General features: G+C 59.7%; 20 protein-coding genes and 1 tRNA gene. 15 read left to right on the forward strand and 6 right to left on the reverse strand.

Features of this window, described 5'->3' with window-relative positions; all coding sequences use genetic code 11:
- Nucleotides 1-381: 381 nt before the first annotated feature.
- Complete coding sequence (locus Q1W15_RS18325; RefSeq protein WP_300730808.1) at nt 382-1,080, reverse strand: GntR family transcriptional regulator; 699 nt, start codon at nt 1,078-1,080, stop codon at nt 382-384.
- A 358-nt stretch (nt 1,081-1,438) separates the two neighbouring features.
- Between Q1W15_RS18325 and Q1W15_RS18330 the strand changes: the two genes are divergently transcribed.
- The 7 genes from Q1W15_RS18330 (at nt 1,439) to Q1W15_RS18360 (ending at nt 9,946) form a co-directional block, all read left to right on the forward strand.
- Nucleotides 1,439-2,938, forward strand: a complete 1,500-nt coding sequence (locus tag Q1W15_RS18330) for a glycosyltransferase family 39 protein (protein ID WP_300730809.1) — start codon at nt 1,439-1,441, stop codon at nt 2,936-2,938.
- A 154-nt stretch (nt 2,939-3,092) separates the two neighbouring features.
- Complete coding sequence (locus tag Q1W15_RS18335) at nt 3,093-3,524, forward strand: MarR family transcriptional regulator (protein ID WP_300730810.1); 432 nt, start codon at nt 3,093-3,095, stop codon at nt 3,522-3,524.
- Nucleotides 3,521-5,611, forward strand: coding sequence for an FUSC family protein (locus tag Q1W15_RS18340; protein ID WP_300730811.1), 2,091 nt, complete (start codon nt 3,521-3,523; stop codon nt 5,609-5,611). The genes Q1W15_RS18335 and Q1W15_RS18340 overlap by 4 nt, the downstream gene beginning before the upstream one ends.
- Nucleotides 5,608-5,817 (forward strand): DUF1656 domain-containing protein, encoded by a 210-nt coding sequence (locus Q1W15_RS18345; protein WP_300730812.1) that lies wholly within the window; start codon nt 5,608-5,610, stop codon nt 5,815-5,817. The genes Q1W15_RS18340 and Q1W15_RS18345 overlap by 4 nt, the downstream gene beginning before the upstream one ends.
- On the forward strand, nt 5,814-6,716 hold the full coding sequence (locus Q1W15_RS18350) for an efflux RND transporter periplasmic adaptor subunit (protein ID WP_300730813.1): 903 nt from the start codon (nt 5,814-5,816) through the stop codon (nt 6,714-6,716). Before Q1W15_RS18345 ends, Q1W15_RS18350 begins: the two co-directional genes overlap by 4 nt.
- Nucleotides 6,713-8,152, forward strand: a complete 1,440-nt coding sequence (locus Q1W15_RS18355) for an efflux transporter outer membrane subunit (RefSeq protein ID WP_300730814.1) — start codon at nt 6,713-6,715, stop codon at nt 8,150-8,152. Before Q1W15_RS18350 ends, Q1W15_RS18355 begins: the two co-directional genes overlap by 4 nt.
- A gap of 318 nt (nt 8,153-8,470) precedes the next feature.
- Nucleotides 8,471-9,946, forward strand: coding sequence for a YdgA family protein (locus Q1W15_RS18360; protein ID WP_300730815.1), 1,476 nt, complete (start codon nt 8,471-8,473; stop codon nt 9,944-9,946).
- A gap of 96 nt (nt 9,947-10,042) precedes the next feature.
- Here the strand turns inward: Q1W15_RS18360 and Q1W15_RS18365 are convergent, their stop codons facing one another.
- The 3 genes from Q1W15_RS18365 to Q1W15_RS18375 form a co-directional block, all read right to left on the reverse strand.
- On the reverse strand, nt 10,043-12,496 hold the full coding sequence (locus tag Q1W15_RS18365) for a TonB-dependent receptor (RefSeq protein WP_300730816.1): 2,454 nt from the start codon (nt 12,494-12,496) through the stop codon (nt 10,043-10,045).
- Between the two features lie 114 nt (nt 12,497-12,610).
- Nucleotides 12,611-13,555, reverse strand: a complete 945-nt coding sequence (locus Q1W15_RS18370) for a FecR domain-containing protein (RefSeq protein ID WP_300730817.1) — start codon at nt 13,553-13,555, stop codon at nt 12,611-12,613.
- Nucleotides 13,548-14,066 (reverse strand): RNA polymerase sigma factor, encoded by a 519-nt coding sequence (locus Q1W15_RS18375; RefSeq protein WP_300730818.1) that lies wholly within the window; start codon nt 14,064-14,066, stop codon nt 13,548-13,550. Before Q1W15_RS18375 ends, Q1W15_RS18370 begins: the two co-directional genes overlap by 8 nt.
- A gap of 214 nt (nt 14,067-14,280) precedes the next feature.
- On the opposite strand from Q1W15_RS18375, the gene Q1W15_RS18380 reads away from it, so the two are divergent.
- The 5 genes from Q1W15_RS18380 (at nt 14,281) to Q1W15_RS18400 (ending at nt 22,291) form a co-directional block, all read left to right on the forward strand.
- Nucleotides 14,281-16,380 (forward strand): ATP-dependent RecD-like DNA helicase, encoded by a 2,100-nt coding sequence (locus tag Q1W15_RS18380; RefSeq protein WP_300730819.1) that lies wholly within the window; start codon nt 14,281-14,283, stop codon nt 16,378-16,380.
- Complete coding sequence (locus tag Q1W15_RS18385) at nt 16,367-17,773, forward strand: hypothetical protein (protein ID WP_300730820.1); 1,407 nt, start codon at nt 16,367-16,369, stop codon at nt 17,771-17,773. Before Q1W15_RS18380 ends, Q1W15_RS18385 begins: the two co-directional genes overlap by 14 nt.
- A 105-nt stretch (nt 17,774-17,878) precedes the next feature.
- The gene (locus tag Q1W15_RS18390; protein WP_300730821.1) at nt 17,879-18,385 is read left to right on the forward strand and encodes an RNA polymerase sigma factor; all 507 of its coding nucleotides are present in this window, start codon (nt 17,879-17,881) and stop codon (nt 18,383-18,385) included.
- Between the two features lie 90 nt (nt 18,386-18,475).
- Complete coding sequence (locus Q1W15_RS18395; protein WP_300730992.1) at nt 18,476-19,471, forward strand: FecR family protein; 996 nt, start codon at nt 18,476-18,478, stop codon at nt 19,469-19,471.
- Between the two features lie 120 nt (nt 19,472-19,591).
- The gene (locus Q1W15_RS18400; RefSeq protein ID WP_300730822.1) at nt 19,592-22,291 is read left to right on the forward strand and encodes a TonB-dependent receptor; all 2,700 of its coding nucleotides are present in this window, start codon (nt 19,592-19,594) and stop codon (nt 22,289-22,291) included.
- Here Q1W15_RS18400 and Q1W15_RS18405 read toward each other — a convergent pair.
- On the reverse strand, nt 22,282-23,004 hold the full coding sequence (locus Q1W15_RS18405) for a DUF421 domain-containing protein (protein ID WP_300730823.1): 723 nt from the start codon (nt 23,002-23,004) through the stop codon (nt 22,282-22,284). The two genes, Q1W15_RS18400 and Q1W15_RS18405, sit on opposite strands and share 10 nt — an antisense overlap.
- A gap of 144 nt (nt 23,005-23,148) precedes the next feature.
- Between Q1W15_RS18405 and Q1W15_RS18410 the strand changes: the two genes are divergently transcribed.
- On the forward strand, nt 23,149-23,412 hold the full coding sequence (locus Q1W15_RS18410; RefSeq protein ID WP_300730824.1) for a SemiSWEET family transporter: 264 nt from the start codon (nt 23,149-23,151) through the stop codon (nt 23,410-23,412).
- 219 nt (nt 23,413-23,631) lie between these two features.
- Here Q1W15_RS18410 and Q1W15_RS18415 read toward each other — a convergent pair.
- Nucleotides 23,632-23,708 (reverse strand) — tRNA-Arg (locus Q1W15_RS18415).
- A 347-nt stretch (nt 23,709-24,055) separates the two neighbouring features.
- Between Q1W15_RS18415 and gabD the strand changes: the two genes are divergently transcribed.
- Nucleotides 24,056-25,498, forward strand: coding sequence for an NADP-dependent succinate-semialdehyde dehydrogenase (gene gabD, locus Q1W15_RS18420; protein ID WP_300730825.1), 1,443 nt, complete (start codon nt 24,056-24,058; stop codon nt 25,496-25,498).
- A 174-nt stretch (nt 25,499-25,672) separates the two neighbouring features.
- A complete protein-coding gene (gene gabT, locus Q1W15_RS18425) occupies nt 25,673-26,956 on the forward strand; it encodes a 4-aminobutyrate--2-oxoglutarate transaminase (RefSeq protein WP_300730826.1) in 1,284 nt (427 codons plus the stop codon).
- The last annotated feature ends 3 nt before the right edge of the window (nt 26,957-26,959 follow it).

Below are 26,959 nucleotides of genomic sequence, written 5' to 3' on the forward strand. Positions count from 1 at the left end.
TTTGAAAATCTTGGTGTAAGAGCGTCGTTTTGGCTGCATGGGGGATCCGCTTTAAAAGGCCAGAAAAGGTGTCCACTTAAAAAGGTGTCCACCATGTCGGGGCTTAGCGGGGATGAACAGATGGGTTTACCGTGCCCTTACTGAGTGCTCGTTAAACTTCCGAAGATCCCGTCTTGCGCAGCCAAGCCGGTCGCCAACAATGCGGGTTGGTAGTTCGAAGGGATAAAGGTTTCTGTTTGCCTGAGGCCGGTGCAACGAACACAACGCTCACTGTGGATCAGGCAAGCGTCCAGGCGATGGCAGCAACTGCTCGAGCGAGCAGCTGCATCTTTGGAGGGGGATAGATTTACGTCTTGCAGGGCTTGCCCGCACGCGTGAGCCTTACGGCTGTTTGGGCTTCTGGCTCTTCAGGTACTGGGTAATGGCCTGTGCGCCATGTTGCAGATGGACTGTCAGCTCAGCGATACAGGCTTCTACGTCCCGGTCTCGGGCATGGCGCAGCAACGCTCGGTGATCATCCTGGCACAGCTTCCCAAGGACCATTTGGTCAACGTTGAAGCGCAGAAAGCGTTCTTCCTCAACCAACCCTGCCTCAATCATCGACAACAACTTTTTGTTGGGTGCCTTGCCGTAAAGTGCCTGATGGAATTGTCGATTCAATGCGCCGATCTTGCTCAAGTCCGTTTCGGATTCGAGTGCCGCAATACAGTTTGCAGCCTCTTGATAATCGTCTTCACTTAGCAGTGGTAAAGACAGGCGCAAGGCATGAGCTTCAAGCAGCAAACGCAGCTCGTAGGTTTGCAGTGCATCGTCTTCTATCAACGGCGCTACCACTGCACCCTTGTGTTGCACCACATGCAGCAAGCCCTGAGCCTCAAGTTGGCGCAGGGCTTCGCGTACGGGCATACGGCTGACGCCAAACAACATCGCCAAGGCTTGCTGACGCATGGCTGTACCCGAAGGCAAGCGCCCATCAAGGATTGCGTTGCGTAGCGTCTCCTCAATGACGGCCCGTGCCAAATGGGCCGGTATGGGGCCGGTGACGTTGATGCTGTTTAAAAAATCATGTTTGACGGCCACGTTGGTACTACCACCTACAGCGCAGGTTTAAAGGTGTTTTGGATCCAATTTACGCAAGGCATTGACCTCAATCCTGTCAAACCTTGTAACTAATAGTCTACCGCGCCAGCGTACAAAGTGATCGTAGTGAACAGGTATCTTTTCGGCCCCTACGCGATATGCACTGTTTTCCTTCATCGTAGACGTCCACAATCGTAGGATCCGAAGTTGCCCGGTCGCAGCTTTAATGAACAACAGGTGCAGGATGGGCGTACTTAGCCGTAACGATGTGAGTGCACACGGACTCCGCCTTCCTGAGTCGTCTTTCAATACAACGTCACGGCACACTCACCCGTCAGTGTTGTGGGCAATTTCAATTATGTTGCTGGCGACGGTGTTGCGTTTCTATGGGACAACCACCTCAGCCATTTGGTGCGATGAAGGTTCAAGTCTTGTGTTGAGCGGCTACCCGCTCTCAGGTATTTGGGAGCATGCGGCCCGTGATGTGCACCCACCGCTGTATTTCATGCTGTTGCATGGCTGGATCGCGGTGTTTGGTGACAGCCTATTCTCGATTCGCACCCTGAGTGTGCTGCCCGGTATTGCGACCGTGGGGCTGGGGATGTGGCTTATGCGGTTAGTCGCGACACCCAGGGCCGCATTACTGGCAGGGCTGCTGCTGGCCATGCTGCCGACGGCCGTACGCTACAGCCAGGAAGTGCGGATGTACTCGCTGCTGGGGTTCTGGCTGATCGCGGCTACCCTTGCCCTGCTGTATTGGGTCCAGTCGCCGGGTAAAAATCGTTACCTGGTGGTCTATGTGCTACTCATGAGTGCTGCGTTCTATACCCACTATTTCACTGCGTTCTGCGTGCTGGCCCATTGGTTGTACCTGCTTGTACTCAGTGCAAACCGTGCGGATAAGCCGCTTAAGCGCTCGGCCTGGTGGATCGCCAACGTCGCCATTGTGCTGCTCTTTTTGCCATGGCTCCCGGGGCTGGTGGACTTGTTGCACCACATGACTGAACTCAAGGCTGGCGGGGATGTTGATTGGGAGCCACCCGTAGATGCCCATTCCTTACCCGCCATGATGTGGCAGTTCGTCATTCAGGATGAAGGTGATGACCTGCCACGGCCGTTGTTCTGGCTAGCACCGCTGTTCATGGTTGCCGGTGCAGGGTGGATGGCGCTGCGGGATACCTGCGCGTATAAATCGCATACCTTGCTGGTGATCTATACCTTGCTACCGATTCTGGCGGTCTACGGCGTGTCATTTATGACCCCGCTATTTATCGAGCGGTATGTCATGTTTGCCGCCCTGGGGCTGGCATTGATTACCGCATTGGCGGTTGATCAATTGCTGGAACATCGGCGAGCCTTCGCCATAGCCCTGTTGGCCTTGTTCGTGGGCACGGAGTGGGTGGGTCTGCGCGGTAATGCCGCTAACGGTGCCGATCATTTTGATCGCCTGGTTGAGCATGTGAACCAACAGTTTTTGCCGGGCGATCGTATCGTCGTCAGTGACCTGTTCTGGTACTTCGGCTATGTGTATTACAACAAGACAGGGGTGCAGCCCCTGCTCTACACGCCCGCACTGGCCGATGGCGCATCCGGGCGGCCGAGTGATTATGGCTTCGGTGCGTTGGTAAACGAGCAAGGTTCCAAGATCTACGTTGACCATCTGGCCGATTTGCCACCCACCTCCGGACGCATATGGCTAATCAGCAGCAGCGTGCAGCCAGACGATTTCAGTCCGATTCCGACCGGTTGGCATAAAGCGCAGGATCTAACCGTTGACGACACTCAGGCTCGTCTATATTTGCCGTGTGTTGCCGGCGAGTGCGACCGTGACCGCGGCCCCTTGGCGGGTGTGCAGTGAGCACTCAGCCTCTCGAATGCGGCGTTTAAAAAGCGGGCGAAAGCGCAGAATTAATTTGTGACACTTGACTCCGTTCAAGCCGCCACGCAAAATAAATAGTTAGCAAACTAACATTGTGTGAAGCCTTTTGTCCGACTCCCTGGATTCACTTCAAATGAGTATCAGCACCGGCATGGTGGTTGCGACTCGCCATTGGCGTCGCGTCTGTCAAACCACGCTGGTCAACTACGGTATCTCCGAAGCGTGCGCCATGCCTCTGCTGATTATCGGCCGCTTGGGCGACGGCGTGCGCCAAGTCACCGTCGCCCAGGCTGCCGGTATGGAAAGCCCGTCACTGGTGCGCCTGCTCGATCAACTGTGCAAGGCGGGGTACGTGCGCCGGTGTGAAGACGCGAGTGATCGCCGGGCCAAGAGCCTGAGCCTGACCGATACCGGTCGCGTGCTAGTGCAGTCGATTGAGGCGCACCTGGTGCAACTGCGTCGTGCTGCGCTGGCCAACCTGTCAGTGGCCGACCAGGAGGCGGCGCTGCGCGTCATCAAGGCTTTTGAAGCGGCCGGCCAATTACCGGTTGGGGCGGCCTCTTGAACGGCTTTTTCAGCAGCCTGCCGCCGGCCCGCGACTGGTTCTACGGTGTGCGAACTTTCGCGGCCTCAATGATTGCGTTGTACATTGCCTTGCTGATGGAAATGCCGCGCCCGTATTGGGCCATGGCCACGGTGTATATCGTGTCGAGTCCGTTCGTTGGCCCGACCAGTTCCAAGGCCGTCTACCGTGCGCTGGGTACCTTGATAGGTGCCGCAGCAGCGGTGTTCTTTGTGCCGATGTTTGTGCAAACGCCGTTCTTGCTGGTGTTGGTCATTGCCCTCTGGACTGGCATCTTGCTGTTTCTGTCGCTGCACCTGCGCACCGCCAATAGCTACGTGTTTATGCTCGCCGGTTACACGATGCCGATGATCGCCCTGCCGATTGTGGATAACCCGCTTAACGTCTTCGATATTGCGGTCTCGCGTACCGAAGAAATCATGCTGGGCATCGTCTGCGCCGCTGTTGTAGGCAGCATGTTCTGGCCGCGTCGTTTGACGCCGGTGTTCATCGATTCTGCCGCCAAATGGTTTGCCGATGCGGCCAACTACAGCAAGCATTACCTGTCGCGCGATGTAGAGCCAAGCAAGGCCAGCGGTTTGCGCGCCTCGATGGTGACCACGTTCAACACCTTGGAAATGATGATCGGGCAGTTACCTCACGAGGGTGCACACCCGCAGACGGTGCGTAATACCAAAGAACTGCGCGGGCGGATGATTCATTTGTTGCCAGTGGTCGATGCGCTGGATGATGCCCTTTACGCCCTTGAACGCCGCGCCCCCGAATTGCTCGACAGTGTGACAGGGGTGCTCGACCACGCACGTGCCTGGCTCGAAAACACCCAGGACGGTGCGTCCGTCCCGCAGTGGCAAGCATTGCGCCGCGAACTTGAAGCCTTGCAACCCGCCCCCGCCGCACTGGATGACCGCCGCCAACTGGTGCTGTCCAACGTTCTGTATCGCTTGGGCGAGTGGGTTGACTTGTGGCAAGACTGCCGCAGCCTGCAAACCGCCATCGCCACGGGCAGCGAAGAGCCTTGGCGAGCGGTCTACCGGCATTGGCGTCTGGGCCGATTGACCCCTTTTCTCGACCGGGGCCTGATGCTGTATTCGGCGTTTTCCACTGTCACCGCGATTATTGTCGCGTCGGTATTGTGGATCCTGTTGGGCTGGACCGACGGAGCCAGCGCGGTGATTCTGGCCGCCGTGGCCTGCAGCTTCTTTGCGGCGATGGATGATCCAGCCCCGCAGATTTACCGGTTCTTTTTCTGGACTTCGCTGTCGGTGGTGTTCGCCAGCGTGTACCTGTTTGTGATCCTGCCCAACCTGCATGACTTTCCGATGCTGGTGCTGGCGTTTGCGGTGCCGTTCATCTGTGTGGGTACGTTGACCGTGCAGCCGCGCTTTTACTTGGGCACCTTGCTGACCATCGTCAACACTGCGTCGTTTATCAGCATCCAGGGGGCCTACGACGCCGACTTCCTGTTGTTTATGAACGCTAACCTCGCGGGCCCCGTCGGGCTGCTGTTTGCCTTCGTCTGGACCCTGATTGCCCGCCCGTTCGGGGCCGAGTTGGCAGCCAAACGGTTAACGCGCTTCAGTTGGCGCGACATCGTCAGCTTGACCAAACCCGCGACCCTGGCCGAACACCGGCACATGGGCGCGCAAATGCTGGACCGCCTGATGCAGCATTTGCCGCGTCTGGCTCAGACCGGCCAAGACACGGGCGTGGCCCTGCGCGACTTGCGTGTGGCGCTCAACCTGCTCGACCTGCTGGCCTACACGCCTCGGGTCAAGGGTGAGGCTCACGCGCTGCTGGGGCAGGTCGTAAGCGATGTCGGGGACTACTTTCGTGCGTGCCTGATGGCGGGTGAGCGGCTGCCCATGCCCAACGGTCTACAGATGACGATGGAGCGCACCCGTCGGGCGCTGAATGCCCGCGACTTGCAGGATGAGAGCGAAGCGCGGGTTCACTTGCTGCACGCCCTGAGCGGTTTGCGGCTGGCCGTGTTGCCCGGGGTTGAGTTTATTGTGGACGCCAGCGATCTGCCGCACCCCGGTACTCAAGGCATTGATGGAGCGCCGCTATGATCGGTGACGTAGATATCAGCGGCGTGTTCCTGCCCACGCTCCTGGTATTGATGGGCATCACGTACTTACTTTTTTTGGTGGTTCACGCGGTCCTCACGCGGGTGCACTTTTACCGTCTGGTCTGGCACCGGGCTTTGTTCAACGTCGGTCTCTACGCTTTGCTACTCGGCGTTGTGGATTCGTTCAGTCGATACCTCATGACATGAAAAAACCTTTAGTGACTCTGGGCCGTGTCGTACTCACCCTGTTGGTGGTGACGTTTGCCTGCATCGTGGTGTGGCGCATGACCATGTATTACATGTTTGCGCCCTGGACGCGGGACGGCCACATTCGTGCCGATGTGGTGCAAATTGCCCCCGATGTGTCGGGCCTGATCAAACAAGTAGAGGTGCGTGACAACCAGCAGGTCGCGCGCGATCAGGTGTTGTTTGTCATCGACCAGGAGCGTTTCAAACTGGCGCTGCGCCAAGCTCAGGCAACGGTTGCCGACCGTAAGGAAACCTTGGCTCAGGCCCAGCGTGAAAGCCGCCGTAACCGTGGTTTGGGCAACCTTGTGGCCCGTGAGCAATTGGAAGAGAGCCAATCGCGCGAAATGCGAGCCCAGGCGGCACTGACCGAAGCGCAAGTGGCGGTGGACAGTGCCCAGCTCAACCTGGACCGCACCGTGGTACGCAGCCCCGTCGAAGGCTATGTCAACGACCGAGCGCCACGGGTCAATGAATTTGTGACGGCGGGTCGACCGGTGTTGTCGATTGTCGACAGCACCTCTTTCCATATCGACGGCTACTTCGAAGAAACCAAGCTCGACGGCATCCATGTCGGCCAGCGCGTCGATATTCGAGTCGTCGGCGACAACGCGCGGTTGCGCGGCCACGTTCAAAGCATCGTGGCGGGTATCGAAGACCGCGACCGTACCAGCGGCCAGAACCTGTTGCCCAACGTCAACCCGGCGTTCAGTTGGGTACGGCTGGCGCAGCGGATCCCGGTGCGGATCGTGTTTGATGATGTGCCCGAAGATTTCCGCATGATCGCGGGCCGTACCGCGACCGTTTCCATTATCGAGGACGCGCCCAAGGCCAAGCCTGCCCAGGAGAACGCACGATGAAAGCGCTCCACCTGGCGGCGGTTGGGCTAGGCCTGTTGTTGTCGGGTTGCCAACTGGTCGGGCCCAATTATCACGTGCCCAAGGACGCAGCCCTGCAACGCCCTGACTTGCAGGGCGCATTCGCGGGCGAGGGGAGCAATGTAGTGTCGGCTCCCGTGCCTGCCGATTGGTGGCGGCTGTATCAAGACCCGACCCTCGACGCGTTGGTGCGGCAGGCCCTGGCCTCCAACACCGACCTGCGAGTAGCGGCAGCCAACCTGTCGCGGGCACGCGCGCGGGTTGATCAGGCTCAATCGGCGGGTGGCTGGAGTGGTTCGGTGAAGGCGGGTGCCCAACGCCTGCAAGAGTCTGGCGAAGCCTTTCTGCTGGCCGACAAGGTGCCGGTGGCCAACGTCGGCGACTTGGGCATCAGCACCTCTTACCAATTTGATTTGTGGGGCACGTTGCAGCGCGGCATCGAGGCGGCGCAGGCCAACGCGGATGCCACCCAGGCGGCCGCTGACACGGCGCGCATCACCTTGGTGGCCGATGTTGTACGCGCCTATACCCAAGTGTGTGCGGCTAACGAAGAGCACCATATCGCCAACGAGTCCCTGCAACTTCAGGGGCAAAGCACCGCTCTGACCCAACGCCTGCGCGACGCGGGGCGCGGCGATGAGACGGAGGTCACGCGCTCTCAGACCCAATTCAAGTCGTTGCGCGCCGAGCTGCCGCGTTACGAAGCGCTGCGCCAGGCCGGAATGTTCCGGTTATCGATGCTGCTGGCCAAGCCACTGGATCAACTGCCGGCCAGCGTTGCGACGTGTGCCGAACTGCCGCATATCGCTCAACTGCTGCCTGTAGGGGACGGTGCCACCCTGCTCAAGCGCCGCCCGGATGTGCGTCAGGCCGAGCGTCATCTGGCCGCCGCGACCGCAGAAATCGGCGTCGCCACCGGTGCGCTGTACCCGGACATCAGCATCGGTGCGAGCATTGGTACCGTCGGGCTGGTGGAAAACCTTGGCACCGCACCCGCGAATCGCTGGGGCTTTGGCCCACTGCTGAGCTGGACCATTCCTACCAATGGCTCACGAGCCCGCATTCGCGAAGCGGAAGCGGCCACTCAAGGCGCGCTGGCCACGTTCGACGGGGTGGTGTTGAACGCTATCCGTGAAACCCAGACCAGCCTGGTGCAATACACCGCGCTGCTGCAACGTCGTGATGCGCTGGCCGAGGCCGAGGCATCGGCCAAAACGGCCGCCGAACAGACGCACCAGTTCTTTATGGCAGGCCGTGACTCGTTCCTGGCCGACCTTCAAGCCACCCGCACCTACACGGACATGCGCGCGCAATTGTCCGCGGCTAACACTCAGGTTGCCATGAGTCAGATCGACCTGTTTCTGGCGCTCGGGGGCGGTTGGGAAAGCGCGCGGGCAGCGGCCCCGGCAACACCCTGACGCCTTAAAGCACGGGCGTTTTCGGCTTTTTCATCGAGGTAATGGCGCAGTTTTTTCTTTAACTGCAGTAGGGTAAATCTATAGTCAAGGGGGCTTTGCGGTGCCGGTGTTCGGATAAAGCCCCGGCCGCAGGCACTTTGAGCATCAGATCAACGACAGGGGCTAGTACTCATCCCCTTTCACCGCTTTGCGCAGTGCCACTGAAAAACAGCGTCCATGCAGCCGCCAGTGATAGGCTGCTGCCACTTTTCGGCCCAAGACGGGCCAGGCAAAGACTTTTATTACTTTCAACACAACGGACATTGAACAGGTTAATAGATGAATAAGCCATTAGGTGTGCTGGTCGGGATAGTTGTACTTGCAGGGGCTCTGAACACGGCAGGTGCCTGGTACACCGGCACCAAGCTGGAAGGAGTGATTAAAACCTCGCTGGAGCAGGCCAACCTGGAGTTGGCGTCTCAGCTGGAGGGTTCCACGACCCAGGCCACGCTTGAACTGGTTTCTTTTGACCGTCACCTGTACAGCAGCACCGCGCAGTATCGTCTGAACATTCAGGATGACAGCGCTGAGAGCGACGAGCCGCTGACGTTGTTGTTCGTCGACAACATCGAGCATGGGCCATTGCCGTGGTCGCGTATCAAAACCTTCAAATGGATGCCGGTCATGGCGACCAGCAACTATGCGCTGGAGAAAACCCCGTTCACTGAGAAATGGTTTGCTGCGGCCAAAGACCAGGCTCCGCTTCAAGGTCAACTGACCGTGGATTACAACCGTGCGGTTGAAGGCCACCTGCAGTTGCTACCGCTGGATATGCAACTGGACGAACACTCCACCCTTAGCTTTTCAGGCATGACGATGGAAGGCCAGAGCGATGCCGACGGGCAACACCTCAAGGGCCGTGGCTACATGGATCACCTCAAGATTCACGCGGCCAGCCTCGACAAGCCGCCGGTGCAGATCGAGCTGAACGGCCTGACGGTGGCCAGTGACCTGAACAAAAGCTCGTATGGTTTTTACCTGGGTCAGAACGTCATGTCGCTGACGGACGGCCAAATGACTTATGGCGCGCGTCAGTCGGTCATCAACGTTAAGCAATTCGAGTACACAGGCTCGGCGTCGGCCAAAGAAAACCTGTTGTCCGGCCGGCTGGCCTACACCCTCGGTGAGATCGCGCTGGATGGCAAACCTGTAGGCAGTGCGCAGTTGGTCATGACCGCCAGCCATCTGGACATCCCGGCCATGCAATCGTTGATGCAGGTGTATCAGACCAAACTGCAGTCACAAGTGGATGACACGCTGCCGCAAACGCCGTTCACCGAGGCAGAGCAAGCCCTGATTCAGGCCGATGTTGAAAAACTGCTGGCTCCCAAACCCCAACTGGCGGTCGAGAAGCTCAGCCTGAAAACCGCGAACGGTGAAAGTCAGTTCAGCCTGAGCGCGAACCTGGCCAACCCCGCCTCGTTTGTGCAACCGCCCCTTGAACTGGTGCAGCAACTGGTGACCTCGCTGGACGCCAAGCTCACCCTGTCCAAGCCGATGATTGCCGACCTCACGGCGGTACAAGCGCAGTTGGACGGTGAGACCGATCCGCAGGCCATTGCTCAAGTGGCCAGCATGAATAGCGAAATGGTGGGCATGATGGCGGTGCAAACCGGCCTGGCCAAAGTGGACGGCGATAACATCGTGGCGTCGTTGAACTACGCCGCTGGCAAAGTAGACCTGAACGGTCAGGTCATGCCCTTGGAAGCGTTCATTAACGCGATGGTGCTTCGCTTGGGGCTGGGCGGTCAGTAAGGCAGCCCGCCGCCAAAGCGCTCGTTTGTGCGCGGGTGAGGGGTGTGGAAACACCCCGCACCCTGCCTCACGAGGGCCTGGGCGAGCACCTGGCACTCAGTAGGCCAACGACCAGGTCAGGGTGTACGTGCGGCCACGGCCCTGGTAGTCATACAAGTATTGCGGGCCGTAGGTCGGCGAATAGAACAACGCGGCGCGCTGGCCCCACACCGTGCTGTATTCCTTGTTCAGCAGGTTCTGGATACCGGCACTGAACGTGCCAAATTCCGTCTCCTGGCTGCCCATCATATCGAACGTGGTGTAACCGCTGATCTCGTGATCGGCGTCGTCCTTCAACGTAAAGGCGTGGTTGCCTTGCAGCCGCACATTGCGGCCGTCTCCCTGCCAGCCCACAAAGGCCGTGGACTTGGACAGCGATGCGTAACGTGCGTCGCGCTTCATCCAGTCACCGCTGGCGTCTTCCTCTTCCGAGCGCACCAGGTGCAACGTGCCGCCCGCCTCCCAGCCGTTGTTGAAGTGCCGGGTCAATGCGCCCTCGAAACCGAAGTCGCGGCTCTTCTTGTCGGTGACATCAATGGTCAGTGTGGCGGCGTCTGTGGTGATGACCTTGTCTGACCAGATGTAGTAAATCGCCGCTTGCGCGTCCCAATCCACATCGGCAAAACGCCAGCCTGTTTCCACCTGACGGCTCTTGATACCGGCCAGCGGGTTGTCTTTAACGCTCAGACCCGCTTTGCCGTAATACTTGGCCGGGTCGGGCAGGTCGAAACCTTCGCTGTAGTTGATCCAGGTTTGATGGCCGTTCTTGAAGTCGTAGATAGTGCCCAGGTTGAACAGGTTGACTGCGTAATCGTTGCTGCCGCCCGCAATGCCTTTGAACACGCCGACATCCACGTCCATTTGCTGGCGCCGGGCACCGCCCGACACGGTCAATGCGTCGGTGAGCTTCCAGTCGACCTGCGCATACACCGAACGCCCGTCTACGCGGTAACTGGGGTAACGCGGCGCTTTGCTTTGGGTCACCAGGTCAAGGCCACCGGTTTCGGAGGAAATGGCCGAATTGAACACGCTCTGTTCAGCGTTGAAGCGCTCGCGGTCAAGGTCCACGCCATAGGTCAGCTTCAGGCTGTCCCACTGTTTGGCAAACAGCGCCTTGAGGCTGGTGACTTCAAAGTTTTGCTGCGAGGCCGCGAAGTACACGCCCTTTGAGCCTTGCGGCTTACCGGTGTTGTAGTACGGGAACGGGTAGAAGTTGTTGTCTTCCTTACGGTATGAGCCCTGCAAATAGAAGTCCTGGCCCAGCAGGTCACTGTGGTGATAGTTAGCGTTGAACAGCAAACGCTTGGAGCGTGGCTCCAGGTCGGTGTCATAGCCGCTGCGGATTTCGGCGTCTTCCAGGTTGGAGGGGGCTTTGTCGTGCAGGTTAGGGAAGTAAAGGCCGACGTTGCCGTTGTTGCCCGAGTCGTAATACTGCGCCAGCAGGTCAAGGTCTTGAACGTCGTCGAGTTTGATCGCCAGGCTGCCCATCAGGTCCAGCGTGCGGTTGTACTGCAAGTCGGTCTGGGTGTTATCGATAAACACCTGGTCGCCTTTGCCGTCGTAGAAGGCTTCGTTCTGCTCGCCGGAAATCCCCAGGCGCCCATAGACGCGCTCGGTGCCGCCGCTGACCGATTGCGAAAGGCGGCTCGACAGGTCATCGCTGTTATTGAAGCCGCTGGTGGCCGACAGCTCGGTCTCAAATTGTGCAGGGCCGGGCGTGCCCTTTTTGGTCACGATATTGATGATGCCGCCCGTGGCCCCGCCGCCATACAGCGCGCTGGCACCGGAGAGCACTTCTACGCGCTCCACGTTGAACGGCGAGATGCTGTCGAACTGGCGCGACAGGCCGCGTGAACTGTTTTGGCTGACGCCATCGATCATCACCAGCACATTGCGCCCGCGCATGTTCTGGCCGTAATTACTGCGGCCCTCGGGGGCCAGATCCAGGCCCGGCACCAGCTTGCCGATGGCTTCCTTGAGCGTGACGCCGGTGTCCAGTTGCTCTTGCAACTGCACCTGGTCAACCACCCAGACGGTGCCGGGAATCTCGCTGATGGCGGTGCTGGTACGGGCACCGACGCTCACTTGCAGTGCCTTGAGCTGCAGGCTTTGCGCAGCGGTTTCAGGCTTGCGCACAATCACCGTGCGCGCATCACTGAAGTGCCAGCTCAACTCACTGCCGGCCAGCAGCGCGTGCAGTGCCTGCTCAATGCTCATCTGCCCTTGCAGCCCCTTACTGTGCAACCCGGCCACTTCGGCCGAGGTGAACAGCAAGCGCACATCCGCTTGGTCGGCAAATTGAGTGAGGGCTTGATCGAGTTCCTGGGGCGCGACGTTCAGCGTGACTTGGCGGGCGCTTAACGTGGCCGCCGCCGGGCCTGCGGCGGCGGTTTGCGCGGCGGCGTGCAGCGAGCCGCCCAGGCTGACCAGCAAGGTTGTGGCCACCAGAACCTGGCGCACTCGCTGCTCGTTGAGGGGTGCGCTGCGCGACTTTTTGACGTGCTCGACCATTGCGTCTTTGATCCTTGTTCGGTTTTTTATATCGCTCATCGGAACGGATACGTTCCTGGTCTTACTACGACGATATGCCCGACAGGATCTTGCAGTGCCCGGGTGAAATTATTTTCAGCGCACCCACGCCACAAACGGCAAATAGGTGATGTTCAGGCCGTAACGCTGCTCCAAAGTGTGCAGCACGTTTTGCGGGTCGTTGAGATCAAAAACGCCGCTGATCTGCAGTGCCCCAAGTTGGGTGTTCGGCAGCACGATCCGGGCGTACTGGTAGCGTTCCAGTTCGGTCAGCACGTCTTGTAGCGGTTTGCGATTGAAAATCAGCTTGCCGCGTTGCCAGGCCGTGTATGCATGGGCATCCACGTACTGGCGCTCAGGGGCGGGCTGGTCGTGGCGGTACACGGCCAACTGATTGGGCTGAAGTTCAACGGTGTGTGTCTGGTGCTGCACCTGTGCCGTGCCGGCGGCGACGAGTACGCGCGTCTGGTCGGCCTCGCGGCGCACACTGAAAGTGCCGTTGCGGGCCTGCACGTGCTCGTGGCCGGCTTCAACCACAAAAGGCCGCGACGGGTCTTCGGCCAGTTCAAACAACGCCTCACCCTTGCGCAACGACACGCGGCGTTGATTGCCCGTGAAATTCACGGTTAACGCCGTCGCACTGTTGAGCGTGACCCGCGTGCCATCGCTCAACAGCCATTGCTGGCGCTGACCGACATGGGTGTGGTGGGTGTCCGACCAGCCTGCAATGATCTCGGGGCTGCTGTAGCCGAGCACTGCCAGCACCAGGCCCGCCGCCAACCCGCTGGCCCAGCGGTAGAGGCGACGGCGGGGCCGCGCGCGGTGTTGGCTGGCGCTCGCGGTCAGGCCTATATCAGCCCATAACGCTTCCGCTTCTTGAGCGGCGGCTTTGTGCGCCGGGCTCAATTGCTGCCAGCGCACATAGTCCAGGCGCTGGCGGGCAGTGGCTTCACCGGAGTGCAGCAGCGTCTGCCAATCAATGGCTTGGTCGTCGAGCGTGTCGCAGGAAGGGGTCGTCGGTATCACGGCAGGCTCAGGCATGGTTGTGTTTGAGCCAGTCACGGCAGTGGCGCAACGCCTGGCCGATGTATTTTGCCACCATACTGGGGGACACGCCCAGTTCGGCCGCGATCTGGGCCTGCGTCATGCCGTCGATGCGGCTGAGCAACAAGGCCTGGCGCGCATTGGGCGATAACTGTTGCAACGCGTCATCCAGAATGCCCAGCCGCTCTGTGGCCAGCAACAGCCCTTCAGGAGCCAGCCCGGGGTCAGCAAGCTCCAGCGAGGGCGGTTCGGTGCTCAGGTTGCGGGTCTGGCGCTGATCGACCCGCAGCGCATCAATGGCCAGATTGCCCGCCACCTTGAAAATAAAGTGCCGATCGTTCAGCACCGTGACGGCGTTCTGGTCGATCTTCGCCAGCTTGATCCAGGTGTCCTGCGCCACATCTGCCGCCCGGTGACGATCGCGCAGGCGGCGTGTCAGGAACGACAACACATCGTCGTAATGCTCCTGAAAGCTGGCCAACAGGCGTGATGGAGAGGGCGAGGGCATGAAGGGCTCGGCGGGCATATCAATGTGAATGAGAAGCCATATCATTCATGATTGCGTGCGTGGGTGCAATGTGCCAGCGAGGATTGCGCCGTTTATGTCGCGGAGGGGAGCGATAAGTGGCCAAATAATGGCAATATGCCCGGAAAGACTTTAACGACAATCAGGCGTGGCGATTCGGCTCATCGTGAGCGTGCCAAGGAAGGGACAAGGTTCTATGGGACTGCAACTCAACCCGGAACAAGCCGGTGCGCTCGCGGCCATCACGGCGTTTATGCGCAATGACGCCCTGGACGCCTTCGTGTTGCGCGGGTATGCGGGCACGGGCAAAACCACGCTTATCGCGGCATTGGTTCAGGCGCTTGAGCAGATGAGCCTGTCGTGCGCGCTATTGGCCCCGACCGGGCGCGCGGCCCGGATCCTGGGAAACAAAATTGGCCATATCACCGGCCTGACAGGATTTCGCGGGTCGACGGTTCATTCGGCGATTTATACGTTGGCCCATGTGGAGGTCAACGAACAGGCCGAGACCGCCAATGACCCTGGCGTGCGAATGATTTTCCCGCTCAATGAGAGTGAAGCGTCGGTTTCTCTTTTTGTGATTGATGAATCATCCATGGTGGGTGACAACGAAAGCCGGGGTGATTTTGTACAGTTCGGCTCTGGCAGGCTGCTCCACGATATCGTGACCTATGCCCGCGCTGCCCGCCCGGGCCGAACGGGGGCTGGCCTCACCAAACTGCTGTTTGTGGGCGACCCGGCCCAGCTTGCGCCTGTGGGCGAAAAAATTTCGCCGGCCTTGTCCGAGCTTTACTTGCGCCAAACCTTCGGGCTGCGCGTGGGGGCTTACGACTTGACCACGGTGATGCGCCAGGCGCAAGGCAGCGCCATTCTTGAGCGTGCGACCGAGCTTCGCATGGCCATTGAGACACAGGGCTTTAATACGTTTGCCCTGAAACCCGATCAGCAATCGATTCGTCAGGTTGATACGGCCCGTGCGCTGGACCTCATGGTTGACGGGTTACGCCGTAAGGAATCCATGGTCACGGTCGTGCACTCAAATGCGATGGCGCTGGACTACAACCGCAGCCTTCGCGAGCGCCTGTGGGGGGATCCGCAACGGCCGTTGCAGGTGGGCGATACGCTGTTGATCAATCGCAATTCGGTGCTTTATGGCCTGACCAATGGCGACCTGGTTAAAGTCTCCGAGGTGGCTGCAGCGCCCGAGCGGGTGGCCGTGGCACTCAAAGGAGGCCATTACGTTGAGTTGAGTTTTCGCCTTATTCAAGTGGCTTACCGCGAGGGCGGTGGCGGCATTGTTAAAAAGCACTGCCGGGTTCTGGAAAACCTGCTCGACTCGCCGCATCGCGAATTAACGCCACTGGAGCAACGTGGCCTGCTGGTGGATTTTCTCAAGCGCCACCCGTCGTTGACGCCTCGCTCGGCAGACTTTAGTCACGCTATCCGTCACGACCCCTACGTCAATGCGCTTCATATCAAATATGGTTATGCGTTGACGTGTCACAAGGCGCAGGGCGGTGAGTGGGACACCGTCATGGTGGATTTTGCCTCCAGTGCGGGCACGCGCAACGCGTCGTTTTTCCGTTGGGCGTATACCGCGATCACCCGAGCGATGCACACGCTGGTGATCATCAATGCGCCCACGTTCACCGAGGTCAGTGACATGGCGTGGGCAGCGTTGCCCGTGGCCACCGGCCCGGCGGACTCGCCAGACCCAAGCGCGGACCCGGACTGGCAGCGCCTGGCCTTCTCGGCGGCCACCGCGCCCCTGCTGACCACGCATCGTCAACTGCGTGATGCGTGGCAGGTGCTGGGCATCACCGTCGAGCATTTGCAGCACCTGCAATATTGCGAGCGCTACACCTTGGTATGCGAAGGAAAACGGGCCACCGTGCAGTATTACTACGACAAAAAACACACCATGGGGCGCGCCACGGTGGTCCCCGGCGGCCTGTCGGATACGGCGTTGGGCGAGGCGGCGCTGGCTGTCATACCGCAGCTCAAACCCGCGTCGGGCAGCCACCTGGCTGAGCCCTTTATCGATGAATTTTTGGCGCGGCTGGACACGGCTTTAACAGGGTCGTTGATCCAGCGAACGGGGCACAAAGCCATGCCTTATCGCTTGCGCGTGACGTTCGCCGATGCTGCGCGCCAAGGCGCTATCGACTTTACCTACGACGGCGCCTTTTGCTGGACAGCGGCTCAGGAAGTCGGCGGGTCGGGCAGCAGCCTCGGGCTTTACGACGAGGTGCAGCAGCAGATGAACACACAAGGGGTTGAACGTGAGTTCGAGTGAGATTTTTGCGCTGCGCAAGCAACAACAGTTTGCGCAAGCGTTGGCCCTGGCGCGTGCAGGCTACCCTCAAAACAAGGCTGACGTCTGGTTTCTGCGGGCGTACGCCTGGGTGCTTTACGACCATGTAAAAGTGCTGGTAGAGCGCTTTGAGGCCAAACAATTGATGGGGTTGGCGCTCTCGGATCAGTTGACGCCCTATCTGCGCGAGTTTGCTTCGATGGCGGATGCGCTGCGCGCCGACAGTGCTTTTTCACAGCTGCTGCGCTTGGCTGGGAAGGTCTCCAAGGACTGGTCGGGGTTCATGGAATTCGCCCGCTGGGCGGGTACCGAGGACTTCAGCGAAGAGGACAAAAAAGCCTTTATCAACGACCAAGGCAAGACCCTGGACAGTCTTCAGAAGCGCTTTATACGCGCCATCTGCCGGGAAACGGCCGTGGGTGTGATCAACAACCGATTACCCCTGCCGTTGAGCGAGTGGGGGCAGACCGTGCTGGAGCAGGCGCTCAAAGATGACCCTCAGGACCAATGGCTGAACTATTACCAGAGCAAACTGCACCTGGCCCGCGGTGAACGCGAGCTCGCGACGCGGCGCTTGCTCCCCGTGCTACGGCGTCAGTCCCGTGCGGTCTGGCCTTGGGCTTTGTTGGGGGACATTCTTGAGGAGTCACAGCCCGACGATGCGCTCACGTGCTACATCCATGCCGCTCGACAAGCGAAGGATGAGCAAGAGGTCGCCAAGGTGCGTATCCACCTGGCGCAGCGCCTCGTGCTGGCCGGGCGCATCAACGAAGCGGCCTTGCAAACGGAGCTGGCGGTTCGTTACCGGGAACAACAAGGTGCCAAAGTGCCTCAGGCGCTCCAGCAACTGATTGCCTGCGACGGTTATCAACAAGCGATTGCCAGCCATCGCCAGCAGCCCTTGCCGGACGTCTCTGCCGCCATCCAGACCTTGCTGCAAGACTTGGGTCGAACAAGCCTGATTTACTCGGCAGGTGTCATCGACCATATCAACAGTGACCGGGCGCTGAGCTATGTGGCCATTGATGCCGACAGCGGCGTTGGCCTCTCGCATCACACGTTCCCTGACGTCGCGCCGTTGCCCCCGGGCAGCATCGTTGAAGTCGGTCGCATTGAGGCAGGCGGCCCGCCACTGGCTTGGCGGCCGGCGCAACTGCGTGCGTTGCCAGGGTTGTGCGAAATCGTTTACGGCACGGTGCAGCGCCAGGAAGGCAAAGACTTCGCGTTTATTCGTCGGGACAAGGACGATGTGTTCGTGCCACCCGCCCTGGCCCAACGGTTTGTGGTGGGGCAACCCGAAGAGGTGAAATGCCTCGCGGTGCGACGAACCAACAAGCAAGGCAAGACCGGCTGGCGGGCCGTGAGGTTTTTGTGAGGTGGCGATCCTCATCCCGTGAAGGCGCGAACGATGGCAGCTTGCCTCTATGCCTGTAAATGATAAAGAATATCAACCTTATTTGACCGACGTAGCGCAGGCATCATGGCCTCTGAACCCGATCTGGAGCGCTGGTATGCCGAGTTTGCACCGCGTCTGCGGCGTTACCTGTTGCTGAAAACCCGCCAGCCCGAGTTGGCTGAAGACCTTACTCAAGAGTGTTTTGCCCGCTTGGCCACCCGCCAGAGCGAGGAACACTTGCAAGCGCCTTTGGCGTACCTGTTTACGATGGCCAACCGGCTGGTCATCGACCATCGACGCAGCCATCAACAGGCGCGCACCGACAGCGTCGCCGTAGAAGCCCTGCATGAGGTGGTGGACCCGCTGCCCGGCCCGGACTTGCAAGCTGAGGCACAGCAAAGCCTGCAGCGCGTGTTGCATGCGCTCGAAGCGCTGCCGCTGCGCACGCGCCAAGTCTTCCAGTTATGCCGCTTCGAAGGCATGAGTTATCAACAGGCCGCCGATCACTTGGCCATCTCCACCAGTTCCGTGCAGAAGCATCTGGCGATGGCCATAAGCTTTATCGCGCAAAAGATGGGGCCCCAAGGATGAAGGCTTTGTGCGGTTTGTGTATTTATTTACCGGCTATGGCGGCGTCGCCCGTCATAGCTCTTATCTGCCAGAAAAAGAGAACATCCCGTGATGACGTCTGACGCCACTGCTGAGCGAATCCGTCAGCAGGCCGCCGACTGGGCTGTGCGCCAGCACCTGGAGCACCTGGATGCGCAACAACTGGACGACCTGGACCGCTGGGTGGAGGCCGACCCGGCTCATGCGGATGCGCTGGCCGATGCGCTGATGCTCTGGGACATCAGCGACTCCCTGCGCGATGCGCCGTTGTTCGCGGCACCGGTGCCGGTGGCACGTGCGACCCGTGTGCGGCGTTTCTTGCGCGGGTTGTTTGTGTGGGAACCGCGTATGCCGGTGCGATGGGCAGGCGTTGCCGGGTTGTTGCTGGTTGTGCTGCTGGGCGTGAATAGCCGTGAAACCCTGTCCCCTTATTGGGCGGATTACCGCACCGGTGCTGGCGAGTTACGCCAACTGACCCTTGAAGATGGCAGCCAGGTGCTGCTCGGTTCGCGCAGTGCGTTAAGCGTGGATTACGACGGGCGCGAGCGGCGTGTGCGCCTGGTGAAAGGGGAGGCGTTATTCAGTCCGGCACCGCGTTTGGGCCAAGAGCAGCGGGCTTTTGTTGTCGAGGCCGCCGGCGGGCGAACCCAGGCGCTGGGGACGCGTTTTTTGGTGCAGCGACAGAGCCGCGACAGTGCCTGGGTTGGAGTGCTTCAACACCGTGTGCAAGTCAGCCTGCAACAGCCGCCAAGCGCGCTGAACCTGAATGAAGGCCAGGCCGCCCGCTATCAGCGCGGCCAGGGCATTGTGGCACTTGATGATGACCCGACGCAGCGCGCGGACTGGGCGCAGGGCGTGCTGATTTTCCGCAATGTGCCGCTGGCGCAGGTGTTGGAACGCTTTGCGGACTTCCGCCCGGGCGTGCTTAAGCTGCTGGACGGCCAACACGGTGGAACGCCTGTCAGTGGTCTGTTCCACCTGGATAACCTCGATGAAGCCATTCGCGCCCTGGCCGCGGAACGGCACTTGCGCATCACGCAATTGGCAGGTGTGACGCTGCTGTATTGACCCGCGAAGGGGCTGGCGGCGCTGGCCCCTCGTGATTGAAATTATTTTTACCGGACTCGCGATTCAATCCGTCAACGCTAATGCAGTTGCAATTCATTAGCATTTACGGAGTGGTTAAGGATGAACGCAGAACGACCGATCCCCAATCGCCTGGGACGGGCCATCGGCCTGGCAATCATGCTGTCAGGCGCAGTATCGGCAGGGCAGGTGGTTGCCCAGGACACTCGTTTGCTGGCCAGTGAGGGCAACGCGCAAACGACACTCGACAGCGTGCGCCACTTCAACGTGGCCTCCCAGCCGTTGGACACGGCCATCTACATTCTGGCCAGCCAGGCCGGCATCGACGTGTTGGTGGGTGATGCGCAACTGCAAGGTCGCACAGGCCACGCCGTCCAGGGCAACCTGCGCGTTGGTGCAGCCCTGCAGCAACTGCTCGAAGGCACGGGCGTCGGTTTCCATAATGACCAGGCCCCCGGCAGCAAGCGCCCGAGCGTGCAGCTGTTTCAGCAGACCGCGCGCGAGGGCAATGTGCTGAGCTTGTCAGCCACACAGGTCAGCGCCACGCACCCTGGCGATTGGGTCTACCAGACCCCGCGTTCGGTCAGCCTGGTGTCCCGTGAGCAACTGGATCGAAACCCGCCGCGCCATGCTGCCGACATGCTTGAAGAAGCGTCCGGCGTGTACTCGGCGGTCAGCCAGCAAGACCCCGGCCTTTCGGTGAACATTCGTGGTCTTCAGGACTATGGCCGGGTCAACATGTCGGTTGACGGCATGCGCCAGAACTATCAGCAAAGTGGTCACCAGCAGCGCAACGGCACGTTGTATGTCGACCCCGATCTGCTCTCCCAGGTTGTGATTGAAAAAGGCGCGACGTCCACCATGGGGGGCGCGGGCGTAATTGGCGGCATTGCCAACTTCCGCACCCTTGACGCGGCCGACCTGCTGACCGATGGCAAGGAAATGGGCGGGCGCCTGCGCGCGACCACGGGCTTGGGCGGCATCGGCAATGGCACTCACTTTATCGGCAGCGCCGCTTTCGCCATCGGCACGCCGGTGTGGGACATGCTGGTGGCCGCGAGCGAGCGCCATCTGGGCGATTATGATCCCGGCACCCAAGGTTCTATTGGCGAGTTGCGCACCGGCGCTGCCACACACCCGGAAAATGCCACCCGCCTGAAAAACTCCCCGGTGGAGTACTCGGGTTCGGTGATGCGCTCACGCCTGATCAAACTCGGCCTCAACCTGCCAGAGGATCAGCGCCTACAGCTCAGCTACCTGGAGACCGGCGTCAACTACACCGATGCCAACATGATGAGCGTCGAGGGGCCCCAGCTTTGGGACAAGCTCGGCAGCAGCAGCGTCACGGCGCGTAACCTGGCGCTGGACTACCGCTACACACCGGACAACCCGCTGATCGACTTCAAGGCCAAGGTCTATCACGTTGATAACCGCAACGACCAGACCACACTGGCCCGGCGTTCCAGCGCGGGTTACAAGGTCACCTACCAGACCGATACTTACGGCTTGCAGGCGCAAAACACCTCGCTGTTCACGCCGGGAGAGTTGTCCGTCATCAAAGCCAATTACGGCCTTGAGTTCTTCTACGACAACGTGCGCCCAGACTCGACCCAAGCCGTCTCTGAAGGGGCCGTACTGGATAGCCCGGACTCGGAAAACATGACGCCCAAGGGCGATCGTGGCGTGGCCAGCCTGTTCACGCGCCTGGACTACGACTATGACGACTGGTTCAACGTGAATGCGGGCCTGCGCTACGACCGTTATCGGCTGCGCGGCAAGACCGGCCTTGAAGCCCGCACGTTCGTGATTGGCACCACCCGCCAGATCGGCGTGCCGGTGAACTACGACGTTGACGAGGAGCAAGGCCGCTTCTCGCCGACCTTCGGGGTGTCGGTCAAGCCTGGCCTGGACTGGCTGCAAGTATTTGCCACCTATGGGAAAGGCTGGCGCCCACCGGCCGTGACCGAGACCCTGATCAGCGGACGCCCCCACGGCGGCGGTGCAGAATTCACCTACCCCAACCCATTCCTGAAGCCTGAGACCTCGACGACCTGGGAGCTGGGTATCAACGTGTTCAAAGACAGCCTGTTCGTCGAGGGCGACCGCGTGGGGGCCAAAGTGTCTTACTTTGACACCCGCGTCGATGACTTCATCTTTATGAACATGGCCTTGCAAAAGCCGGGCTATGGCATCGCCAACATGGGCACCAGCGCCTACGTCAACAACCTCAAGGAAACCCGCTTCAAAGGCATTGAGTACCAACTGGACTACGACATGGGCCGCGCCTATGGCCAGTTCAACTACACCCGCATGATCGGTGCCAACGACTACTGCAGCAAGACGGCCTGGCTGGGCGGTGTTACCCAAATAGTCAAAAAACCCGGCAGCCGTCAGCCGGTGGACGCGATGGTCCCGGATAATATTGCCAACGGGGCTTCCCACTGCGGCGCAATCCTGGGTTCTGCCGAACACATGCCCATGGACCGCGGCACCCTGACGCTGGGGGCTCGTTTCTTCGAGCGCACACTCGACATCGGTGCGCGCGCCCGACACAGCGGTGGCTACTCGATTGCGGGTGGCCCCAACATGACGGTCTCGCAAAGTGGTATCTACCCGGCGGACTGGAAGCCCTACACCGTCTACGACCTGTTTGGCAGCTACCGCGTCAACGACCAGTTAAACCTGCGCATGTCCCTGGAAAACGTCACCGACCGTGCCTACCTGGTACCGCTGGGCGACGTGCTGGCCTTCACCCTGGGCCGTGGCCGAACCTGGCAAGGCAGCGTCGAATATCAGTTCTGAGTACGTTGGCAAACAGACGCACGCTCGGCCTTGGTGTCACCGGCCGGGGCCTGCGTGGACGCCTGGCAAATCACCGTGCCATCTTTGCGTGTGATGCACAGTTTGCCCCGCCAGAACTCGGCGAGAAACACATCCTCGGCCTCCAGGCCCAGGCCGTTGATGTGTTCCATGAGCCACTCGGCGTCATGGCCGATGGACTCCAGTTGGGCGACACGCGGGCTGGCGTCGCACATGACAATCACCGAGGGCATATCCTGTTCGTCACAGATCACCGTCAACTCACCGCCCGGCTCGATCTGGGCGTAATAAATCTGCTGAAAGGCTCGCGTGCCCTGGGCGTGCAACTGCGACGCCACGCGCAAAATATCGATTTTGTGTCGATGGTTCTCCAAGTTCTCCATCAGGAACTTACCGTCCTTGATGATAGGAATCGGGCTACCGATCGCAAAGCCGCGCAACACTTGAATGTGTTTGGTGACCGTATTGAGGGCATAAATCAGTGCGACACCCAGCAGCAGTACGATCAAGTACTGCCGGAACGGAATGGCGTCGCTATAAATCACGCCGCCAATGATGCCCCCCAGAATGAAGTTGCCGATCAGATCGATAGCCGTCATTTGTGAAAGCTGCGTTCGGCCTGACAGGTTCATGTGGGTGGCAATAATCACAAAGCCCACAATGAACTTCAAAAATACCCACGCGTAATACTCCATACCGTCATCCCTGAGAACGTGCCCGATCAACAGCCTGTTGCCCATCCCGTGAGCGCCCGATTGAAACCATAGACTAGGATTGCAACGGTGAACGTTTCGGGGTGCCTCGGGGTACTTCAGCCCATGGACGAACCGAGATCCGCAATGGATAACAACAAGGCACTGCATATTCTGGGATGGGTGGCCACCGCGACCGCGATGGCCATGTATGTTTCTTATTTACCCCAGATCGACAACAACTTGCATGGCGACAAAGGTAATGGGTTGCAGCCTTTGGTGGCCGGCATCAATTGCACGTTGTGGTGCGCCTACGGCCTGTTGAAAAAGCCCAAGCGGGATTGGCCGCTGACCATTGCCAACTCCCCGGGCATTGTTTTCGGCTTTACCACTTTTGCCACAGCCCTATGATCCGGTGCCGCTTTTTGGGGTGGGTAACGGCGGTGTTCGGCGGGTTGTACGGAGGCGAATGGCTGGAAGGCACACTCAGCGCCCACCCGGTTTCCCCGACAGCGTTGAAGCGTGCGGGTGCGGCATCTTAGGCATTTCCAGCCCACAACAAAAAGCCCGCACAAGGCGGGCTTTTTGGGGTGTTTCGCAGACTGTGCAGAACAGGTCTGTACTGAAAAATGGTGCACCAGGCGGGATTCGAACCCACGACCCCTGCCTTCGGAGGGCAGTACTCTATCCAGCTGAGCTACTGGTGCGACGCGGGCGCCATCATACTCATCTGTGTGTCGTCCGTCCATGCCGCTGATTCGTCAGGTGTTTCCTGGCCTGATATGGGCTATTAATGAAGGCCGGGTGAGGTAAGGGGCGCTTCAGGGCGGTTGTTCTTTTTTTCGAACAGGCTATTGTCCTTTTTCCCTATTGAACCTAGGATTCGTTTGAGATTTCAAACGCTCTTGTCTGAGTGCTGAGCTGCACGGCTTATGTCTTGTGAGCTGTGCAGATACTTTGGCACTGAGTGACTTCCTGACGGCAGCCATCTATGGCGCCTTTCAACTTTAATAATTCGCTCCGCGCCTGCGCGGTGCTGTTAAGGAATGCCCACATGCAGCTCAAAGACGCACAGTTGTTCCGCCAACAAGCCTACATTGATGGGGCTTGGGTTGATGCGGACGGTGGTCAGACGATCAAGGTCAATAACCCGGCAACCGGTGAAATCATCGGCACCGTGCCAAAAATGGGTGCGGCCGAAACCCGCCGTGCGATTGAAGCTGCTGACAATGCGTTGCCTGCCTGGCGTGCCTTGACCGCCAAAGAGCGGGCTAACAAGCTGCGCCGCTGGTTTGAGCTGTTGATTGAAAACCAGGACGACCTGGGCCGTTTGATGACGCTGGAGCAAGGCAAGCCGTTGGCCGAAGCCAAAGGCGAAATCGCTTACGCGGCGTCGTTTATCGAGTGGTTCGCTGAAGAAGCCAAGCGTGTGTACGGCGATGTGATTCCTGGCCATCAGCCGGACAAGCGTCTGATCGTGATCAAACAACCGATTGGTGTAACAGCGGCCATCACGCCGTGGAACTTCCCGGCCGCCATGATCACCCGTAAAGCAGGCCCGGCACTGGCCGCTGGCTGCACGATGGTGATCAAGCCGGCTTCGCAAACCCCCTTCTCGGCGCTGGCGCTGGTTGAGCTGGCGCACCGCGCGGGCATCCCGAAAGGCGTGTTGAGCGTGGTAACCGGTAGCGCGGGCGACATCGGCGGTGAGCTGACCAGCAACCCGATCGTGCGCAAATTGTCCTTCACGGGCTCGACCGAAATCGGTCGTCAGCTGATGGCTGAATGCGCCAAGGACATCAAAAAAGTATCCCTGGAGCTGGGTGGTAACGCGCCGTTTATCGTGTTTGACGACGCAGACCTGGATAAGGCCGTCGAAGGCGCAATCGTCTCCAAATACCGCAACAACGGCCAGACCTGTGTGTGCGCCAACCGCCTGTACATTCAGGACTCGGTGTATGACGCGTTTGCCGAAAAACTGAAAGCGGCCGTCGCCAAACTGAAAATCGGCAATGGCCTGGACGAAGGCACCACCACGGGCCCGCTGATCGATGACAAGGCCGTGGCCAAAGTCAAAGAGCACATTGCCGATGCCTTGAGCAAAGGCGCGACCCTGTTGGCCGGTGGTAACAGCCTGGAAGGCAGCTTCTTTGAGCCCACCATCCTGACCAACGTGCCGCGGGATGCGGCGGTGGCCAAGGAAGAAACCTTCGGCCCATTGGCCCCTCTCTTCCGCTTCAAAGATGAAGCTGAAGTGATCGAGATGGCCAACGACACGGAGTTCGGTCTGGCATCGTACTTCTATGCCCGTGACCTGAGCCGTGTGTTCCGTGTCGCGGAAGCCCTGGAATACGGCATGGTGGGCGTTAACACCGGCCTGATCTCCAATGAAGTGGCCCCGTTTGGCGGCATCAAGGCCTCGGGCCTGGGCCGTGAAGGCTCCAAGTACGGCATCGAAGACTACCTGGAAATCAAATATCTCTGCCTGGGCATCTAACCCGGCAGGTGGTTCAGCAGAAGGGGCCCGAGAGCGATGCTTCTTCTGTGTTTCAAACTGTTAATTCTTGTGGCCGGGAGCGCCATGCCAGTCGATCATCGCATGCTGGCATTGTGTCTCCCTGGCGCGTCAGCCTTGAACCACGCCGTTAGATAAACGGCGAATGAGGACACCATGAGTAACAAGACCAACGCATCCTTGATGAAACGCCGTGAAGCCGCTGTTCCGCGCGGTGTTGGCCAGATTCACCCGATCTTCGCCGAGTCGGCTAAAAACGCCACCGTTACCGACGTTGAAGGTCGCGAGTTCATCGACTTTGCTGGCGGTATTGCCGTACTGAACACCGGCCACCTGCACCCGAAAATCGTTGCCGCCGTGCAAGAGCAACTGACCAAACTGACCCATACCTGCTTCCAGGTACTGGCCTACGAACCCTACGTTGAGCTGTGCGAAAAGATCAACGCCAAGGTGCCGGGCAACTTCGACAAGAAAACCCTGCTGGTGACCACCGGTTCCGAAGCGGTCGAAAACGCCGTGAAAATCGCCCGTGCTGCCACGGGCCGCGCGGGTGTGATTGCTTTCACCGGCGCTTATCACGGCCGTACCATGATGACCCTGGGCCTGACCGGTAAAGTCGTACCGTACTCCGCGGGCATGGGCCTGATGCCGGGCGGTATCTTCCGTGCTCTGTACCCGTGCGAACTGCATGGCATCAGCGTTGACGACTCCATCGCCAGCATCGAGCGCATCTTCAAAAACGACGCCGAGCCTAAAGACATCGCAGCCATCATCATCGAGCCTGTGCAGGGCGAAGGTGGTTTCTACGTGGCTCCAAAAGCGTTCATGGCTCGCCTGCGCGAGTTGTGCGACAAGCACGGCATCCTGTTGATCGCTGACGAAGTACAAACCGGCGCTGGCCGTACGGGTACTTTCTTCGCGATGGAACAAATGGGCGTTACGGCCGACCTGACCACTTTCGCCAAGTCCATCGCGGGCGGCTTCCCGCTGGCCGGTGTATGCGGCAAGGCTGAGCTGATGGACGCTATCGCACCGGGTGGCCTGGGCGGCACTTATGCCGGTAGCCCGATTGCGTGTGCCGCGGCGCTGGCCGTATTGGACGTGTTTGAAGAAGAGCACCTGCTGGACCGCTGTAAAGCGGTGGGCGAGCGTCTGGTTTCCGGCCTTAAAGCCATCCAGGCCAAGCACCCGGTGATCGGTGATGTGCGTGCGTTGGGCGCAATGATCGCGGTCGAGCTGTTTGAAGACGGCGATTCGCACAAACCCAACGCGGCTGCCGTCGCCCAAGTGGTTGCCAAGGCGCGTGAGAAAGGCCTGATTCTGCTGTCGTGCGGCCCTTACGGCAACGTGCTCCGTGTACTGGTACCGTTGACCTCGCCTGACGAGCAACTGGACAAAGGTCTGGCCATTATCGAAGAGTGCTTCGCAGAGCTGGCGTAAGCC

Source organism: Pseudomonas sp. (assembly GCF_030150285.1).
Classification (GTDB): Bacteria; Pseudomonadota; Gammaproteobacteria; order Pseudomonadales; family Pseudomonadaceae; genus Aquipseudomonas.